The organism is Aliiroseovarius sp. YM-037, from assembly GCF_048060095.1.
Taxonomy (GTDB): Bacteria; Pseudomonadota; Alphaproteobacteria; order Rhodobacterales; family Rhodobacteraceae; genus JBLUOA01.
Genome location: NZ_JBLUOA010000003.1, coordinates 18,649 through 35,785, shown reverse-complemented (window position 1 = coordinate 35,785; position 17,137 = coordinate 18,649). Strand labels below are relative to the sequence as shown.

17 protein-coding genes are annotated in these 17,137 nt (G+C 62.1%); 9 read left to right on the top strand and 8 right to left on the bottom strand.

Annotation, left to right across the window (positions count from 1 at the left end; genetic code table 11):
• Positions 1–37 precede the first annotated feature (37 nt).
• The 7 genes from ACEWPJ_RS13355 to ACEWPJ_RS13325 all read right to left on the bottom strand — a co-directional run bounded on the left by ACEWPJ_RS13355 (position 38) and on the right by ACEWPJ_RS13325 (position 8,623).
• On the bottom strand, positions 38–1,351 hold the full coding sequence (locus ACEWPJ_RS13355) for a M16 family metallopeptidase (RefSeq protein ID WP_416513609.1): 1,314 nt from the start codon (positions 1,349–1,351) through the stop codon (positions 38–40).
• Positions 1,348–2,703, bottom strand: a complete 1,356-nt coding sequence (locus ACEWPJ_RS13350; RefSeq protein WP_416513608.1) for a M16 family metallopeptidase — start codon at positions 2,701–2,703, stop codon at positions 1,348–1,350. The genes ACEWPJ_RS13355 and ACEWPJ_RS13350 overlap by 4 nt, the downstream gene beginning before the upstream one ends.
• Positions 2,704–2,788: 85 nt before the next feature.
• A complete protein-coding gene (locus tag ACEWPJ_RS13345; RefSeq protein ID WP_416513607.1) occupies positions 2,789–3,328 on the bottom strand; it encodes a DUF3035 domain-containing protein in 540 nt (179 codons plus the stop codon).
• A 51-nt stretch (positions 3,329–3,379) separates the two neighbouring features.
• Positions 3,380–3,841, bottom strand: a complete 462-nt coding sequence (gene lspA, locus ACEWPJ_RS13340) for a signal peptidase II (RefSeq protein WP_416513606.1) — start codon at positions 3,839–3,841, stop codon at positions 3,380–3,382.
• A gap of 10 nt (positions 3,842–3,851) precedes the next feature.
• Positions 3,852–5,453: a bifunctional phosphoribosylaminoimidazolecarboxamide formyltransferase/IMP cyclohydrolase gene (purH, locus tag ACEWPJ_RS13335; protein ID WP_416513605.1), complete on the bottom strand. Its 1,602-nt coding sequence runs from the start codon at positions 5,451–5,453 to the stop codon at positions 3,852–3,854.
• Positions 5,454–5,477: 24 nt separating this feature from the next.
• On the bottom strand, positions 5,478–7,223 hold the full coding sequence (locus ACEWPJ_RS13330) for a heparinase II/III family protein (RefSeq protein WP_416513604.1): 1,746 nt from the start codon (positions 7,221–7,223) through the stop codon (positions 5,478–5,480).
• 128 nt (positions 7,224–7,351) lie between these two features.
• Positions 7,352–8,623, bottom strand: a complete 1,272-nt coding sequence (locus ACEWPJ_RS13325; protein ID WP_416513603.1) for an RsmB/NOP family class I SAM-dependent RNA methyltransferase — start codon at positions 8,621–8,623, stop codon at positions 7,352–7,354.
• Between the two features lie 78 nt (positions 8,624–8,701).
• Between ACEWPJ_RS13325 and ACEWPJ_RS13320 the strand changes: the two genes are divergently transcribed.
• A complete protein-coding gene (locus tag ACEWPJ_RS13320) occupies positions 8,702–8,884 on the top strand; it encodes a DUF1674 domain-containing protein (RefSeq protein ID WP_416513602.1) in 183 nt (60 codons plus the stop codon).
• 18 nt (positions 8,885–8,902) lie between these two features.
• Here the strand turns inward: ACEWPJ_RS13320 and dapB are convergent, their stop codons facing one another.
• Complete coding sequence (dapB, locus tag ACEWPJ_RS13315) at positions 8,903–9,715, bottom strand: 4-hydroxy-tetrahydrodipicolinate reductase (RefSeq protein WP_416513601.1); 813 nt, start codon at positions 9,713–9,715, stop codon at positions 8,903–8,905.
• 99 nt (positions 9,716–9,814) lie between these two features.
• Here dapB and rbfA point away from each other — a divergent pair, with 99 nt between their 5' ends.
• From rbfA to ACEWPJ_RS13275, 8 genes are all read left to right on the top strand, one after another.
• On the top strand, positions 9,815–10,228 hold the full coding sequence (gene rbfA / locus ACEWPJ_RS13310) for a 30S ribosome-binding factor RbfA (RefSeq protein ID WP_416513600.1): 414 nt from the start codon (positions 9,815–9,817) through the stop codon (positions 10,226–10,228).
• The gene (locus ACEWPJ_RS13305; protein WP_416513599.1) at positions 10,225–10,950 is read left to right on the top strand and encodes a phosphodiester glycosidase family protein; all 726 of its coding nucleotides are present in this window, start codon (positions 10,225–10,227) and stop codon (positions 10,948–10,950) included. The genes rbfA and ACEWPJ_RS13305 overlap by 4 nt, the downstream gene beginning before the upstream one ends.
• A gap of 54 nt (positions 10,951–11,004) precedes the next feature.
• The gene (gene truB, locus ACEWPJ_RS13300) at positions 11,005–11,916 is read left to right on the top strand and encodes a tRNA pseudouridine(55) synthase TruB (RefSeq protein ID WP_416513598.1); all 912 of its coding nucleotides are present in this window, start codon (positions 11,005–11,007) and stop codon (positions 11,914–11,916) included.
• Between the two features lie 8 nt (positions 11,917–11,924).
• Complete coding sequence (locus tag ACEWPJ_RS13295) at positions 11,925–12,440, top strand: DUF1643 domain-containing protein (protein WP_416513597.1); 516 nt, start codon at positions 11,925–11,927, stop codon at positions 12,438–12,440.
• A gap of 108 nt (positions 12,441–12,548) precedes the next feature.
• A complete protein-coding gene (locus ACEWPJ_RS13290; protein ID WP_416513596.1) occupies positions 12,549–13,466 on the top strand; it encodes a calcium-binding protein in 918 nt (305 codons plus the stop codon).
• A 194-nt stretch (positions 13,467–13,660) separates the two neighbouring features.
• Entirely contained in the window at positions 13,661–13,930 is a 270-nt protein-coding gene (gene rpsO / locus ACEWPJ_RS13285) for a 30S ribosomal protein S15 (RefSeq protein WP_416513595.1), read from the top strand.
• A 162-nt stretch (positions 13,931–14,092) separates the two neighbouring features.
• Positions 14,093–16,237, top strand: coding sequence for a polyribonucleotide nucleotidyltransferase (pnp, locus tag ACEWPJ_RS13280; RefSeq protein WP_416513594.1), 2,145 nt, complete (start codon positions 14,093–14,095; stop codon positions 16,235–16,237).
• Positions 16,238–16,386: 149 nt separating this feature from the next.
• The gene (locus tag ACEWPJ_RS13275; RefSeq protein WP_416513593.1) at positions 16,387–17,088 is read left to right on the top strand and encodes an aquaporin; all 702 of its coding nucleotides are present in this window, start codon (positions 16,387–16,389) and stop codon (positions 17,086–17,088) included.
• Positions 17,089–17,137 lie beyond the last annotated feature (49 nt).

The following is a 17,137-nucleotide window of genomic DNA, read 5'->3' as shown; positions in this document are numbered from 1 at the left end:
GCCCGATTCGACTATGGGGGATGAACCGACAAACCGACTAGTTTGTGCTCTCCAGTCCCTCCGGCTGACCGACCACGACGAAGTATAATCCATCAGGGTCCAGCAGGCGTTTGGCAAGGCGGGCGACGTCTTCCTGCGTGACCGCTTCGATCTTGTCGTTGCGGGTGGTGATGTAGTCGATGCCCAGCCCCTCTTTCTGCATTCCGACGAGGATATTCGCGATGGGTCCGTTGCCATCGAACCGCAAGGGGTAGGCACCGGTCAGGTATGTAATCGCGTCCTGCAATTCCTGTTCTGTCACGCCCTCTTCGGCCATGCGGCGCCATTCGTCGCGGACCACCTCGATTGCCTCAGCAATGCGGTCGTTGGCCGAGGCGACCTGCCCGATATAAAGCTCCGCGTGATCCAACGGCACGAGGTGGGTGCTGATCCCATAGGTCAGCCCGCGTTTTTCCCGCACCTCTTCGGTCAGGCGCGAGGCAAAGCCGCCCGCGCCGAGAATCTGGTTCAGAACAAACGCCGCAAAGAAATCGGGATCGTCGCGCGTGATTCCTTCGTGCCCGAACACGGCAACGGATTGCGGTGTGTTGAACGGCACGACCTGAACGCCACCCTCGGGGATGAAATCCACGTCGTCCGGCAGGGGCGCGCCTTCCTCGGGCAGATCGCCCAGTAGATCGTCAAGCAGCGTGCCAAGCTCCTCTGCCGTGATGTCACCGACGGCCCCGACATAGACGCGGTCGCGCGTCATCGTGCGGGCTTTCGCCTCAACAACATCATCGCGGGTCAGCGCCGCGACGCTTTCAAGCGTTCCGCTTAAGGGGGAGCCATAGGGATGATCGCCAAAGGCCGCCGCGTCGAACGCGCGGTTCGCAATGCGCCGGGGGTCTTGGGCGTTCGACCGGATATTGGCCAGAACCTGTGCGCGAACACGGTCGATCGCGTCTTGCGTAAAGGACGGCTCAATCAGCGCCTTGCGCAGCAATTCGACGGACTCATCCCGGTTTTCGGTCAGGAACCGCGCCGAAACGGTGATTGAATCGTCGTAGGTGTCGAATTCATAACTCGCGGCCAGTGCTTCGCGGGCGGCGGCGAAATCGCGGGCGTCCATGTCGCCGGTGCCTTCTTCCAGCAACGCCATCATCAGGTTGGTCGCGCCGCGCTTGCCCTCTGCATCAAGGCTGCCGCCGCCCTTGAAACGGATTTCGATGGCGGCGAAGGGGATCGAATGTTCTTCGACCAGCCATGCGGTGATTCCGCCGGGCGAGGTGACTTCTTCGATCTCCACCGCCGCCTTCGCCGGCAGCGCGATGAACAAGCCAAGGGTCAGGGTTGCAAGAAACCGGATCATTGCGATGCCTCCACATCCGCCACGTTCTCTGGCTTTTTCAGCCAGCCCGTCACGGCGTTGTCGCGATTGAATATCCGTTCGGCAGCGACCATCACGTCCTCTGCCGTTACGGCCTGCACCAGATCGGGCCAAGCCGCGATATCCTCCAGCGTCAGACCAGAGGTCAACGCCTGACCGTAACGCCGGGCCATCGCCGCAACGTCATCATCCGCGTAAATCCGCGACGCCCGCGCCTGCATCTTGATCCGCTCAAGCTGATCCGGGTCGACGCCTTCCTCCATGAACTCCGCAATCGCTTGGTCAAGCGCGGCCTCGGCGTCTTCAAGGCTGACCCCTTCGCGGGGGACGGTGATCAGGCCGAAGGTCGTATCGTCAAGCGACAACCCGTTGTAATAGGCCGAGGTAAAGATCGCGTCCTGCGTTTCAAATTGCAGCTTTTTCGCCAGAACAGATGTCGTCGGGCTACCGCCCAGAAGCGCCGCGAGGATGTCGAGCGCTGCCGCCTCTTCCTGCGCGCCGCTATCGCGTTCAGGCGCAAGGTAGGACCGCATCACATAAGGCTGCCCGATCCGCGCGTCTTCCAGCACCAACCGCCGCTCGGACAATTGCGGCGGCTCCTGCGGACGGGATCGTTCCGGCAGATCCAGCGTCGGTTCAAGCGGGCCGTAGTGCTTTTCGGCAAGCGTCCGCACCTCAGCCGGGTCAACATCGCCCGCAACGATCAGGATGGCGTTATTCGGGGCGTAGAAGGTTTGATAGAAGGACAGCGCATCCTCCATCGACAATTGCTCCATCTCGTGCCGCCAGCCGATCACGGGGATGCCGTAGGGGTGGTTCAGATACTGCGCCGCGCGGCGTTGTTCGCTGAACAAGGCGCCGGGGTCGCTGTCGGTGCGCTGGCTGCGTTCCTCAAGGATCACGTCGCGTTCGGTCAGCACGTCGGTTTCCGAGATTTGTAGATCGCGCATCCGGTCGGCTTCCATCGTCATCATCAGGTCCAGCCGATCCGCCGCAACCCGCTGAAAATACCCGGTATAATCCCAACTGGTGAAGGCATTGTCGGACCCGCCATTGGCCGACACGATTTCGGAAAATTCGCCCGCCGCTAGGTCATCGGTGCCCTTGAACAGCAAGTGCTCCAGAAAATGCGCGATGCCGGATGTTCCCGGCGGCTCATCCGCGGCGCCGATCCGATACCAGACCATGTGGACAACAACAGGCGCGCGGTGGTCTTCGAGAACCACAACCTCCATCCCGTTTTCAAGCGTGAATGTGGTCGGCTCCACCTCCGCCCGCGCGGGCAGGGCGAATGTGACGAACAGTGCAGCAAGCAGCCCGAGTCGGCGGCGCATCGGCGATCCTTTCGCGGTTCAGTTGCGCAAAAGGTAACCCTGCAAAGTTTGACTGCAACCCTTCATACGAGGATGTGAGTAGCGCTTATTCGAAAATTTCCGGATCGGGTGGCGCGGCAGAGGTCCGCACGCCCAGCCTGCGGAAGCGCTGAAGTTCGCGATACTGGTCAAGCGATTGCGACTCGTAGGCTTGGAAATAGACGTTCACGTTGAACAGCCGCTCCAATATGCGCCCGTTGTTCCTGCGCCGGAAGGCCAGATCTTCTGTGGCGAGGGTTTGACGGATGTCAGACGCAAGGCCGAACCGTGTCGTATGGTTGATGAACGCCTGATCGGCGCGCACCGCGCCATCCCGCTGCAACGCGCTCGGGCGTCCGCCAAGGGCGGCCACCGCATCGGCGTTCGGGGTCGGATCGGTCAGATTGCCGCCGCCCGGTGTTGGGGCGGGCAGTTCCGCGTAGGTTTCTGGTGCTTGCAGGGGCTTGCCGGGAAGAATCGCGAATTCGTCCGGGCCGGCGGTATTTGCGCGAATATTCAAGAGGTCCGGGGCTTTGTCGCGCCCACACGCTGAAAGCGCCAAAACCGCCGTCAAAGCGATTGCGATCCCGCGATAGGCTTTCTGCATCGAACACTCCCTCACCTTCTTATCCGTCTTTAGCGCATGATTTCGTGCGCGTCACGGGGTCTTCTTTTCGCCGGTAAACAGGATAAGCCCGACCGCCCCAATGAAAATCGCAATATCCGCGACATTGAAGGCGTAAGGGTTTTCGATCCCGCAACAGGACATATTCAGAAAATCAGCCACGGCACCGTAAATCAATCGGTCCGCCACGTTGCCAATTGCGCCGCCAACAAGGAAGCCGCCGGCGATCTGGGTGATCGGTCGCTGCGCGCCATCGCTGCGGACCCAGTAGATCACCCAACCCGATATGACGACCGCAAGCGCAATCAAAAGCCAGCGCGACACGTCGAGGATGCCGAAGTTGATCCCCGTGTTCCACGCCATGCGAAGGTTCAGGAACGGCGGCAGCACGTCGATTTCGCCCAACATGCGCAGGTTCAGGACGTGAACGACCAGATACTTGCTGGCCTGATCGACCAGAAACACCCAAAAGCCTGTCCAGAAAAGCCGCCGCATCCGTTCGCCCCTAATGCCTGAAATGGCGCATACCGGTCAGCACCATCGCCAGCCCCGCCTCATCCGCCGCCGCGATAACCTCGTCATCGCGCATCGACCCGCCCGGTTGAATCACCGCGGTCGCCCCGGCCTCAGCCGCGGTCAGCAGGCCATCGGCGAACGGGAAGAACGCGTCCGACGCCACAACAGACCCTTGCGTCAGCGGAGCATCCAGCCCCAACGCCTCGGCCATATCCTGCGACTTCCGCGCGGCGATGCGGCAGGAATCGACCCGGCTCATCTGTCCGGCCCCAACACCGACCGTCGCGCCGTTCTTCACATAGACGATGGCGTTTGATTTCACGTGCTTCGCCACGCTCCACGCGAACAGCATGTCGGAGAGTTCGGTATCGCTCGGCGCGCGTTTCGTCACGACCTTCAGATCGTCCCGCGCGATGCGTCCGTTATCCTTGTCCTGCACCAGCAGCCCGCCCGCGACCTGCTTGTAGGCCAGCGCGACAGCCGACGGATCAGCAAGGCCATCCGTCGTCAGCAAGCGCAGGTTCTTCTTCTTCGCAAACACCGCCTTCGCCGCGTCATCCGCGCCGGGGGCGATGACAACCTCGGTGAAGATGCCGCTGATCTCCTCCGCCGTTTCCGCGTCAAGCGGCTGGTTCAGCGCGATAATCCCACCAAACGCGCTGGTCCGGTCGCAGTCAAACGCCCGCGAATACGCCTCTTTCAACGTCGTGCCGCAGGCCACGCCGCAGGGGTTCGCGTGTTTGATGATCGCGCAGGCGGGGCCGTCTTCGGGGGCGAACTCGCTCACCAGTTCAAACGCCGCGTCGGTATCGTTGATGTTGTTGTAGGACAGCTCCTTGCCCTGATGCTGGGCCGCCGTCGCAACCCCTGCGCGGGCCGAACCATCGGTGTAGAACGCCGCCGCCTGATGCGGGTTTTCGCCATAGCGCAAACCCTGCGCCAATGTCCCGGCAAAGACCCGGCGGCGCGGAGTCGCCTCGCCCAGCGCGCCCGCCATCCATGTCGACACCGCCGCGTCATAGGCACCGGTGCGGGCATAGGCGATCTGCGCCAGCCGCTGCCGGAAGGCATAGGTCGTCGCCCCGTCATTCTCCGCCAGTTCGGCCAGCAGCGCCTCGTAATCCTCGACATCGACCACGACATTCACAAAGGCATGGTTCTTTGCCGCCGCCCGGATCATCGCCGGGCCGCCAACGTCGATATTTTCGATACAGGTCGCGTAATCCGCACCCTTGGCGACGGTTTCTTCGAACGGGTAGAGGTTCACCACCAGCAGGTCGATCGCACCGATCCCATGATCTTCCATCGCCGCGACATGGCCCGGATCATTCCGCAGCGCCAGCAATCCGCCGTGAACCTTCGGGTGCAGCGTTTTGACCCGCCCATCCATCATCTCGGGAAAGCCCGTCACATCGGCGACATCGGCAACCTCAAGCCCCGCGTCGCGCAGCGCCTTGGCCGATCCGCCGGTCGACAACAATTCGACCCCCAGTTCCGATAGCGCCTTCCCCAGTTCGATCAATCCGGTCTTGTCGGAAACGGAAAGCAGGGCACGCCGAACGGCGACGGTATCGGGGGCGGAGTTGGTCATCAGGTCATCCCATGTGGCACACGATCAAAGGATCAGCACTTCATCCTCGACCAGATCACGCAACGCGGTGGGCGTGTCCTGCGCCTTGGCCAAGGACCAGCTGACGCGGCTCGCATACTCCATGACGCGGGCGGATAGAACCACTTGTTTCGTCGCACGCGGCTTTATTCGGTTTTTTTCAAGGTAAACCGACGGCTCAAGCGTCAATTCGCCCGCGCCGTCATGGCGGAACACCCAGATCTCTCCGCTTTTCAGCGCCATCGAAACGGCGGACCCGCCCATGTCGATTTCGGCGTCAACATCGGGATGCAGATGAAAGCGGACGGTGTAAGCAATGCCCTGAAGCTGCACGCGGTCCATCATCCGGTCGAATTGGGCACTGTCGCGATCCTCGGCAATCGCAAGGGTATCTTCGCCCATCAACGCGCGCCCATCTGCGGACAGGTCAAGCTTGCGCACATGGGTCAGGCCATGCGTGCGGACATATCCATTATGGCCACCCTGAAGGCTCGCCCCGGAAAAGCCGACGGTCTGATTGGCCCAGGCAACGCGGGGTGGATCGGACAAAAGCTCTCTCTCGCATCCGCCGACCAGAACCGTCGCCCCCAACCGGGCCGAGGAATAACCGTCGATCCCAAGCGTCGAATGCGACGGCGTCGCCCGACCCGCCCGACGCCAAGCGGTGCCGAAATTGACGCCCGATCCGCAATTGACGATAAGCGGCCGCCGCCCCGATGTCAGTTCAAACGCGAAGGTTGAGGCATGGCCATTGAACGATGCGCGGCCCTTCGGCGGCGCACTTGCATCAACGATCACGCTGGTGCGCCCGGCCGACAGCCGGGCGTATCCCATCGACAGGGTGCCGCTTGCCTTGGCGCGAACGCCCGACGCCGCCAGCGCATGATCCAGCCGCCCTTCAAGCCCCCGCCCGCCGCCATGAAACCGGGCCAGCGCCCCGTCGCTGTGGCGCAGCGCCCGCAAGGTCGGCGCGATGCGTTCGATCGCAGCCATATGCTCTTTCGCCGGCATCTTGCCCGCCTCACCCAGCGCCGACGCCGCCCATGTCAGCAGTGTAAACACTTCAAGCAATTCTTCGGGGTTGCGCGTGGGGATGCCGCCCTCCGCATCAATCTCAGCCGCGCAATCGCGGGCGAGCGCGGCAGTCGCGGGCTTTACGTGCTTGTTCATGCCCTCCAGCGCCAGCCCGGCATAGATCAGCCCGGTCAACGCCTCAAACCGTGGCAGGCCGCTTGATGCCGACCGCCAGCACCGGCTGAGGTATATGGTCTGCTGCGCAAGGGATCGGAAATAGGCCTCGGACCGCGACCGTTCCTGCCCGTTCAGCAAAAACAGCGCGTGGTTGATCCAGCGGATCAGCCGCCGCCCGGTCAGGTCGGGCGTCCAGCCTGGCCCCTTGCCGCGGCCATAGCGTTCAACCCATTCGTTCATCCAACGCTGTGCCCGTTCCCGCGCCGGACCGTCACCCACGGCAGCAAGGTCATCGAGCCAGGTGAAGCCGTGAAGCTCCTCCTCGAACGTTTTGTCGGGCATCGGCAAGTCCCAGATCGACAGGTTGCCGCCTTCGACAAGGTAGCCTGCGAACAGGAAGTTTCCGGCGCAAATCTGGCGCCCTCTGGCGAATGTTCCGATGGTGCGGGGTTCGGGCTGCGAGACGAAACCACCTGCCGGGCGCGCAAAGGCCGCGCGCCGCGCTTCTAAACGGTTTCGGAACCGCGATAGTTTCGCGGACCACGTTAATGATCTGTTCACGGCCTGCCTCGCCCTCAAACACTCGTCTGCACGCGTTGTGCACGTTGTGTGCATACTTTGTGCACACGTTTTTCAGCATCATACGCGCGGCAAAGCGACCTGTCACCGCCGAATCGGACGGTTTGTTTTCACGGGCGAAGTCGCGCCATATAAAACCCGTCCATTCCACCTTGATCGGCCCAGTAATCGGGCCTTAGGCGAAGGCCACCTTCGGGTGACTTCCAGCTTTCGTCGACCCATGGCAGCGCGGGGGTGTCGACCGTCAGGCCGGGGTGGCGTTTCAGCGCATCTTCGACCTGGATTTCGCCTTCGTCGGGCAGCAGGCTGCAGGTGCAGAACACCAGCCGCCCGCCCGGTTTCAACAGCGACAGCGCGTGGTCGATCATCCGTTCCTGCAATGCAAACAGCGCGGGGAAGTCTGAACCATCTTTGGCATAAGGCAAATCCGGGTGCCGCCGGATCGTGCCCGTAGCGGTGCAGGGCGCATCGAGCAGGATCGCGTCATAAGGATCGGCAGAATGCTCCAGCACATCGCCAACGATCACATCGGCGGTTAGCCCCGTCCGGGTCAGGTTTTCACGCACCCGCGCCATCCGGCTTTCGGACAGGTCAATCGCCGTGACATGCGCACCGCTCGCCGCAATCTGCATCGTCTTGCCACCGGGCGCAGCGCACAGGTCAAGCACGCGCTCGCCCTCGGTCAACTCCAACAATTGCACGGGGATCGCCGCCGCCGCGTCCTGCACCCACCAATCGCCGCTGGCGTATCCGGGCAGGTCCGACACCTTGCCAAACTCCTGCATTCGAACTGAGCCGGAGGGCAGTACCACGCCCGCAACCTTAGCGGCAAGCGTTGCCGCATCGCCATCCTTCGGCGTCAGGTCAAGCGGCGCACCCGCGGCATGAGCGGCCTCCATCGCGGTGACAGCAGGCTTGCCATAATCCGCCACCATCTGCTTGCGAATCCACTTCGGCAGTTGCGGCACCGGAAGCGTTGGCCACAGCGCCGGCCCCTCCTCCGCCACTTTGCGCAGGGTCGCGTTGACCATGCCGCCCAGATGCCCGGTCCGGCGGCCCTTCCGCACCAGCCCGACGGCGACGTTGACGACGCCATGCGCCGCTTCGCCGTGGTGGCACAATTCCAGCACCGACAGGCGCAGGACGTTCATCACGGTGACAGGCGGCATTTTTCGCACGTAGCGGCCCAGCAGGCGGTCGATCCGGTCCATCCAGCGCAGGGTTTCCGCAGCAAGCCGCCGCGCCCGCGCCGCATCCGCCGGATCAAGCCGGGCGAGCGGCCCCTTGTCGCCCTCAAGCTCTGCCAGCAGGCGGCCATCTTCCAGCACGGAATCCAGCATCCGCGCTGCTGCCAGCCGTGGCGCCACCCCTTGCTGAGACATTCTGAAACCCTTCGTCCGCTTGTTTTTCCTGCCGCAGAGGCATTATATCACCACCAGACCCGCGACAAGGAGCGTCCGATGACCAAACCAGACCGCCCCGATCTTCCTGCCGCCGCCCAGCGGGCGTTGGCCGAGGCCGAGGAGCGTCGCAAGAAGGCCGAGGCAGAGCCGCCCTTGCCCAAGGAACTTGGCGGACGCGACGGCCCAGAACCTGTGCGCTACGGCGATTGGGAAAAGAAGGGGCTTGCGGTCGATTTCTGAGGTCTGCCGCCAGCCGGCTCACAAGCCCAGCACATCCACCATATCATATTCGCCGGGCTTCTGACCCAAGCCCCACAACGCGGCCTTCAACGCCCCACGCGCAAAAATCGCGCGGTCCGTGGCCATGTGGCGCAGGATGATCCGCTCACCCTCTGCCGCGAACATCACGTCATGTTCTCCGACAATATCGCCACCGCGTATCGCGGAAAATCCAATCGCACCGGGCTTGCGTGCGCCGGTAATGCCGTCGCGCCCGCTGTCCCGCGCCGCACTCAGCTTGACGCCCCGTCCTTCGGCGGCTGCCTCGCCCAGCATAAGGGCCGTGCCGGAGGGGGCATCGACCTTGTGGCGGTGATGCGCCTCGATCACCTCGATATCGAAATCCTCGTCCAGTGCCGCGGCGACCTTTTTCGTCAGTTGCACGAGCAGGTTGACCCCAAGGCTCATGTTCCCGGCCCGCACGACCACCGCATGCCGGGCGGCCAGCCGGATTTTCTCAAGATGAGAGTCTTCCATCCCGGTCGTCCCGATCACATGCACGGCGCGGGCTTGCGCGGTGAGTTCGGCAAAGCTGACCGTCGCCTCGGGTGACGTGAAATCGATCACCGCGTGGGCTTTCGCGAATTCTTCCAGCGGATCGTCACTGACCGTCACGCCCAGCGCAGCGCCGCCCATTGCGGTGCCGACATCCTGCCCGACCCAATCATGACCCGCCCGTTCGACAGCGCCAACCAACCGCGCACCTTTGCTGGCACAGATCGTTTCGATCAGCATCTGGCCCATGCGACCCGATGCGCCTGTCACCACGATTCCCGGAAGCTCTTCGGCCATGAGTCCTCTCCTTCATTTTCTCAGCAGGCAATAGCCTGTCGCGCGGCCTGTTGCAAAGCCCCGCTTGCCCCGCAACCGCACAAGGCTTAGATGGGCGACATGGTAAAGAATACACATATGTCGGCCCGTGGCCCTTCGCAGCGTCAACTTCGGGTGGGGGAGCTGATCCGCCGCACCCTGTCGGACGTGCTGAACCGGGGCGATATCCACGATCCTGACCTCAACCGCATGTCGATCACGGTGGGCGAAGTGCGGACCTCTCCCGATCTCAAGGTCGCAACCGCTTTCGTTCTGCCGCTCGGCGGGCATGGCGCGCAGGATGCGCTTGATGCGCTGCGGCGCAATCGGCATGAGCTGCGCCGCGCGGTGTCGAAGCAATTGACCCTGAAATTCGCACCCGAAATCCGCTATGTTATCGACGAGACGTTCGACCGGATGGACGAAACCCGGCGGCTGTTGTCCGAAGACAAGGTCCGCCGCGATGTCGAAACACCTGACGAGGATAACGCATGATCCGCGCCCTTGCCGCCTTGGTTCTGATCGCCGCCGCGACCCCGGCGATGGCCGACTGCGAAGACCTGACCCATAAGGGCACGTCCTTCACCGTTTGCGAGGTCACGGCCGACGAAGACCTGCGCCTTTGGCACTCGGACGCGGACGGCCAGCTTTACGGCAGTTTCGCCGCCGTTGACGCAGCGCTGGGCGATGATGAAACCATCGGATTTGCGATGAATGCGGGGATGTATCATCAGGATCGCCGACCCGTCGGTCTTCATATCGAGGAATACCGCGAATTCGCGCCGCTGGTCGATGGCGGTGGCTATGGCAATTTCGGGCTGGTCCCGAATGGCGTGTTTTGCGCAACCAACGACAGCTTTGCCGTGATCGAAACCAACACCTTCCGCGCCGACACCCCGGATTGCCGCTTTGCCACGCAGTCCGGCCCGATGCTTGTGGTGGATGGGGAGCTTCATCCGAAGTTCATTCCCGATTCCGATTCCCGCAATATCCGCAACGGTGTCGGCGTTAGCCGCGATGGCACCTCTGCGATTTTTGCGATTTCAAACCGCGCGGTGAATTTCCACGACTTTGCGACGCTGTTCCGCGACCGCTTCGGCTATCCGAACGCGCTTTATTTTGACGGTAAGGTATCGCGGCTGTTCGTGCCGGAACTGGATCGATCCGACTCAGGTTTTCCGCTTGGGCCGATCATCGGCACCGTCGTCCCCCGTTGACGCATACCATTTGCCGGGCTAGCACGCCCGCCTGATCTGACAAGGAAGCGCAACATGGCACGCAGGCGCAAAGGGCGCGATATTTCTGGCTGGCTGGTGATCGATAAACCGGCGGGGATCACTTCAAATGCGGTGGTCAACAAGGTGCGCTGGGCGTTCGATGCGAAAAAGGCGGGGCACGCCGGAACGCTCGACCCCGATGCGACGGGTGTGCTTGCGATTGCACTGGGTGAGGCGACAAAGACCGTGCCTTACATCACCGACGCGCTGAAGGCCTATCGCTTTACCGTACGGCTGGGTCAGGCGACGAACACCGACGATGCGGAAGGCGAAGTGATCGCAACGTCCGACACCCGCCCGACGGATGCGGAGATCACCGATGCGCTGCCCGCCTTCACCGGCGACATCATGCAAATTCCGCCGAAATTCTCCGCCGTCAAAATCGACGGGGAACGCGCCTATAAACTCGCGCGCGATGATGAAGAGTTTGAAATCGCCGCCCGCCCCCTCTGGGTCGAGGAACTGCTGCTGATCGACCGACCCGACGCCGACCATGTGACGCTTGAGATGACCTGCGGCAAGGGCGGTTACGTGCGCGCCATTGCCCGTGATCTTGGCGAGGCGCTTGGCTGCTACGGCCATGTTCGCGATCTGCGGCGCATCTGGTCGGGTCCGTTTGAACCGGAAGACGGGATCACGATGGACGAGGTCGAAGCGCTTGCCAAAACGCCCGACCTCGACGACCACCTGCTGCCGCTTGAAACCGGTCTAACCGATCTGCCAGAACTTCGCACGACCGCCGACGGGGCCGCGAAACTGCGCAACGGCAATCCGGGACTCGTCCTGACCTCGGACGCTGAGTATGGGGACGAGGCTTGGGCGTCCTTCGACGGGCAGGCGGTTGCCGTGGGCACTTACAAGGCGGGCGAATTGCACCCTAGCCGCGTGTTCAACCTGCCGGGATAGACCGCGCGATGATGACCCGCATGCATCAGAAGGGCGACGCCGCCTCCACCGCCGTCTATTCGGACTGCGAACGCTACCGATACGCGCTGACGCGGGTGTGGGACGATACGGCGGAACGTGTGCTGTTCATCATGCTAAACCCCTCGAAAGCCACGGAAATTCAGAACGACCCGACGGTTGAACGGTGCGAGCGCCGGGCGCGGGCGCTTGGCTTTGGCGGCTTTCGCGTCACCAACATTTTCGCTTGGCGCGAGACGAGCCCGAAACTGCTGCGAAAGGCCAAGGCGCCGATTGGCGCAGCGAATGACGAGGCGCTACTTGAAGGCTGCGACTGGGCCGACCGGATCATCTGCGGCTGGGGCGCACATGGCGAACACCTGAATCGCGGGGCAGAAGTCGAAGCGCTGCTGCGCGCAACGGGCAAACCGCTCCACACGCTTGGCCTGACAAAACACCGCGCACCGCGCCATCCGCTTTACATCAGCTACGCCACCGCGCCGACCCTGTGGCCAGCTGGTCGCTAAAATCCTAAGCACTCTTTCCTCGCCAAACAGCCGATTCCGGCTACCATAACCTTTGCTGTGGACCGTCTTGGGTGGACGCCGCAGCGGGGTAACTTGTGTGGGTGAATCATGTTGGGATTAGCTGGCCTTTTGGGCGCGCTTTTGGCTGGGTCGTTCGTCATCGCGAATAACAATGACGAGCCGGACGAAGCATTGGACTACGACGACCGCGATGACGAGGATGCGCCGAATACCGCTGGCAACACCAACATTCTGCTGGACGATAGCGGCGCCGTTCAGGGCGGCCCCGGCGGCGACCTGCTGCATGGCGATGAGGAGGACGACCAGATCGCCGGACACGGCGGTGACGACTGGATCGACGGTGGATTTGGCGACGACCATCTGACCGGCGGTGAAGGTGATGATGAACTTCACGGCGGTCGCGGCGATGATCGGCTGGCCGGGGATGCCGGGAATGACGCGCTTTATGGCCACAACGATGACGATTTTCTTTCGGGCGGTATGGGCGATGATGTGCTCGTCGGCGGGGACGGCGATGATTGGCTGAACGGCGGCGACGGGGACGATCAGTTGCAAGGCAGCGCGGGGGACGATGCCCTGCAAGGCGGGCTTGGCCAGGACAGTCTACAAGGCGGCAGCGGCAATGACGCGCTGACCGGGGTGGTGCCCGACGCCGACGGCATCGACCTTGACGGGCAAGATTATCTGAACGGCGGTGCGGGGAACGATACAATCGCGCTTGGCACCGGAGACATTGCGTCGGGTGGCACCGGGGCGGACACCTTCGCACTTGGTGATTGGATCGACGTCGAAAGCGGCGCGCAGATCATGGATTTTAACCCGGACGAGGATACTTTGGTGCTGATCTATGACGACAGCGAAGGCGACGAACCCGAGGTCAGCGTCGAACCCGACGCAGACGACCCAGACACCGCGAACGTACTGGTGGACGGGCAGGTTCTGGCGTCGGTCCTCAATGCGCCGGGGCTGACGGCGGGGCAAATCTCTCTGGTCGCGGAGCGTTGATCGGGCGGGGTTGACGAAAACTGCTGACGCATCAACACGCCACGCCCCCTGACGGGCGGGAAATTCCTTTTCATTTGCAAAAAATTCCCCTATACGCGCGCATCTGCCGGGATTCCCCCGGCGGACATCTCCACGGGCCTGTGCTGGACGACATCCCGGCCTGCGCCATCAACCCTTTAACCAAGGAGACCCCGATGTCGATTACGATCGAAGAAAAAGCCAAGGTCATGAAGGAATTCGCAACCAAGGAAGGCGACACCGGTTCGCCCGAAGTTCAGGTTGCTGTTCTAACCTCTCGCATCACGACGCTGACGGAACATTTCAAGACCCACAAGAAGGACAACCACGGTCGCCGTGGCCTTCTGAAAATGGTCGCCCAGCGCCGCAAGCTGCTTGACTACCTCAAAGGCAAAGACGAAGCGCGGTATCAGGATCTGATCAAGCGCCTCGGCATCCGCCGCTAAGGTTTCCAAAGGCGCGCCCCCGGGCGCGTCTTTTTCAATCCGCATGTCCCCCAGACAGGCCCGGCTGGCAAGGACAGGATGAACGATAAGGGCCAGGGGCATACGGCCCCTACGCAAACGGCTCAAGGGGATACGCCCCGAAAGGCCAACATAGGAAACGTGATGTTTAACGTATCAACCAAATCAATGCAGTGGGGGGAAGAAACCCTCACCCTCGAAACGGGCAAGGTTGCCCGCCAGGCCGATGGCTGTGTCATCGCCACGCTCGGTGAAACCTCGGTTATGGCCGCGGTCACATTCGCCAAGCAACAGAAACCGGGGCAGGATTTCTTTCCGCTGACGGTTCATTACCAGGAAAAATACTATGCAGCCGGTAAAGTGCCCGGCGGCTTTTTCAAGCGCGAAGCGCGCCCGACTGAAAAAGAAACGCTGACCGCGCGCCTGATCGACCGTCCGATCCGCCCGCTGTTCGTGCCCGGCTTCAAGAACGAAGTACTGGTGATGTGCACCGTTCTGTCGCACGACCTCGTCAATGACCCGGACATGGTTGCGATGATCGCCGCCTCTGCCGCGCTGACGATTTCCGGCGCGCCGTTCATGGGCCCGATTGCGGGCTGCCGCGTTGGGTTCACCGACGGTGAATACGTGCTGAACCCCGATGTCGAGGATATGCACAACCTGCGCAACAACCCCGATCAGCGTCTGGACCTCGTCGTTGCCGGCACCAAAGACGCCGTGATGATGGTGGAGTCCGAGGCGTATGAACTGACCGAAGCTGAAATGCTCGGTGCTGTGAAATTCGCGCATGAGCAAATCCAGCCGGTGATCGACCTGATTATCGATCTGGCCGAAGACGCCGCGAAAGAGCCGTTCGATTTCCAACCCGCCGACTACTCCGACCTTTATGAGGCGGTGAAGAAAGCGGGCGAAAAAGACATGCGCGCCGCATTTGCGATCACCGACAAGCAGGAACGCACCACTGCCGTTTCCGCAGCACGCGACGCGATCATCGAATCGCTGAGCGAAGAGCAGGTCGAAGATCCGAACCTCGGCTCCGCGCTGAAAAAGCTCGAAGCGGGCATTCTGCGTGGCGACGTTGTCAAAACCGGCAAGCGGATCGACGGGCGTGACACCACGACCGTTCGCCCGATTGTTTGCGAAACCGGCCTTCTGCCGCGGACGCACGGATCGGCCCTGTTCACCCGTGGGGAAACCCAAGGTCTTGTCGTGACCACGCTTGGCACCGGCGATGACGAACAGATGATCGACGCGCTGCAAGGCACCTACAAGTCGAACTTCCTGCTGCACTACAACTTCCCACCGTATTCGGTTGGTGAAGCGGGTCGCGTTGGCCCTCCGGGTCGTCGTGAAATTGGCCACGGCAAACTGGCATGGCGCGCGCTGCAAGCCGTTCTGCCCGCAGCGACCGATTTCCCCTACACGATCCGCGTCGTGTCCGAGATCACTGAATCCAACGGTTCATCCTCGATGGCCTCGGTTTGCGGTGGCTCGCTCTCGATGATGGACGCAGGCGTTCCGCTGAAAGCACCGGTTGCCGGTGTGGCCATGGGTCTGATCCTTGAGGATAGCGGCGACTACGCGATCCTGACGGACATTCTGGGTGACGAAGATCACCTTGGCGACATGGACTTCAAGGTTGCGGGCACGGAAAACGGCATCACCTCGCTTCAGATGGACATCAAGGTCGCTGGCATCACGCCAGAGATCATGGAAAACGCCCTGGCCCAAGCCAAGGACGGCCGGATGCACATTCTGGGTGAGATGAACAAATCGCTTAGCTCGGCTGGCGACTTCTCGGTTCACGCGCCGCGCATCGAAACGATGCAGGTTCCGACCGACAAGATCCGCGAAGTCATCGGGTCTGGCGGTAAGGTCATCCGTGAAATCGTCGAAGTGTCGGGCGCTAAGGTCGACATCAACGACGACGGGATCATCAAGATTGCGTCACCGAATGGCGATGCCATCCAGAAGGCCTATGACATGATCCACGCGATCGTCGCAGAGCCGGAAGAAGGCAAGGTTTACACCGGAACCGTCGTGAAGATCGTCGATTTCGGCGCCTTCGTGAACTTCTTCGGCAAGCGTGATGGCCTTGTGCATGTCAGCCAGATCGAAAACCGCCGCCTGAACCACCCTTCGGACGTTCTGAAAGAAGGGCAGGAAGTCAAAGTCAAACTCCTCGGCTTTGACGACCGCGGCAAGGTCCGCCTGTCGATGAAAGTCGTCGATCAGGAAACCGGCGAAGAAGTCTCGCCCGAGAAGGAAAAGAAAGAAGCCGACGCATAAGCGTTCGCCCTTTCTGAATGGAAACCCCCGGTGGAAACGCCGGGGCTTTTTCTGTTTTGGTGCAGCGCGTTTGCGAAATTTCCCCTTATCTTGTGCCCGCCGCGCGCGCCAAGCTGGGCCACATCGCAAAGAACGAACGGGGACAGATCATGAAAAAACCACTCGCGGAGTTTATCGGCACCTTCACATTGGTGCTGTTTGGCTGCGGCGCGGCTGTTATTGCGGGCGAGGCAATCGGCGTGCTTGGGATCAGCTTTGCCTTCGGTCTGGCGCTGATCGGCATGGCCTATGGCATCGGCCCGGTGTCGGGCTGCCACATCAATCCGGCGGTGACGCTGGGCGTCGTCGCGTCGGGGCGGATGCCGATGGGAGAGGCGTTCAGCTACATCATCGCGCAGGTGGCAGGGGCTGTCGTCGCCGCACTGATCCTGACGATCATCGTCAAAGGGCGTTTGGCCGGGTATGACATCGGCGCTTCGGGCCTTGGTCAGAACGGCTGGGGCGAAGGATATATCGGCGAATACAACATGATCGCCGCCTTCGTGTTCGAAGCGGTCGCGACCTTCCTGTTCGTGATCGTGATCCTCGGTTCAACCGGGGGTGGGGCGCCAACAGCGATGGCGGGGCTTGCGATTGGTTTGACCCTTGTGGTGATCCACCTTGTCGGCATCAACGTGACCGGCGTGTCGGTGAACCCGGCCCGGTCCATTGGCCCCGCGCTGTTTGCCGGGGGCACGGCCATCGGTCAGCTATGGCTGTTCATCATCGCGCCGATCCTCGGCGGATTGGCCGCCGGGTCACTGTTCAAGGCCGGGCTGCTTGACGCAGACGCAGTGCCTGCCGCCGAATAAAAGAATACCGCCCCCGCATGACACGGGGGCGGCTCCACCATTTACCAAG

Bases quoted from the DNA above. Each gene is read 5' to 3' on its own strand.
- lspA (WP_416513606.1), bottom strand. From the start codon at position 3,841: ATGCGGCGGCTTTTCTGGACAGGCTTTTGGGTGTTTCTGGTCGATCAG.
- rbfA (WP_416513600.1), top strand. From the start codon at position 9,815: ATGGTAAAGAATACACATATGTCGGCCCGTGGCCCTTCGCAGCGTCAA.
- rpsO (WP_416513595.1), top strand. From the start codon at position 13,661: ATGTCGATTACGATCGAAGAAAAAGCCAAGGTCATGAAGGAATTCGCA.
- ACEWPJ_RS13350 (WP_416513608.1), bottom strand. From the start codon at position 2,703: ATGCGCCGCCGACTCGGGCTGCTTGCTGCACTGTTCGTCACATTCGCC.
- ACEWPJ_RS13295 (WP_416513597.1), top strand. From the start codon at position 11,925: ATGATGACCCGCATGCATCAGAAGGGCGACGCCGCCTCCACCGCCGTC.
- ACEWPJ_RS13305 (WP_416513599.1), top strand. From the start codon at position 10,225: ATGATCCGCGCCCTTGCCGCCTTGGTTCTGATCGCCGCCGCGACCCCG.
- dapB (WP_416513601.1), bottom strand. From the start codon at position 9,715: ATGGCCGAAGAGCTTCCGGGAATCGTGGTGACAGGCGCATCGGGTCGC.
- ACEWPJ_RS13290 (WP_416513596.1), top strand. From the start codon at position 12,549: ATGTTGGGATTAGCTGGCCTTTTGGGCGCGCTTTTGGCTGGGTCGTTC.
- ACEWPJ_RS13345 (WP_416513607.1), bottom strand. From the start codon at position 3,328: ATGCAGAAAGCCTATCGCGGGATCGCAATCGCTTTGACGGCGGTTTTG.
- ACEWPJ_RS13320 (WP_416513602.1), top strand. From the start codon at position 8,702: ATGACCAAACCAGACCGCCCCGATCTTCCTGCCGCCGCCCAGCGGGCG.
- pnp (WP_416513594.1), top strand. From the start codon at position 14,093: ATGTTTAACGTATCAACCAAATCAATGCAGTGGGGGGAAGAAACCCTC.
- purH (WP_416513605.1), bottom strand. From the start codon at position 5,453: ATGACCAACTCCGCCCCCGATACCGTCGCCGTTCGGCGTGCCCTGCTT.
- truB (WP_416513598.1), top strand. From the start codon at position 11,005: ATGGCACGCAGGCGCAAAGGGCGCGATATTTCTGGCTGGCTGGTGATC.
- ACEWPJ_RS13275 (WP_416513593.1), top strand. From the start codon at position 16,387: ATGAAAAAACCACTCGCGGAGTTTATCGGCACCTTCACATTGGTGCTG.
- ACEWPJ_RS13325 (WP_416513603.1), bottom strand. From the start codon at position 8,623: ATGTCTCAGCAAGGGGTGGCGCCACGGCTGGCAGCAGCGCGGATGCTG.
- ACEWPJ_RS13355 (WP_416513609.1), bottom strand. From the start codon at position 1,351: ATGATCCGGTTTCTTGCAACCCTGACCCTTGGCTTGTTCATCGCGCTG.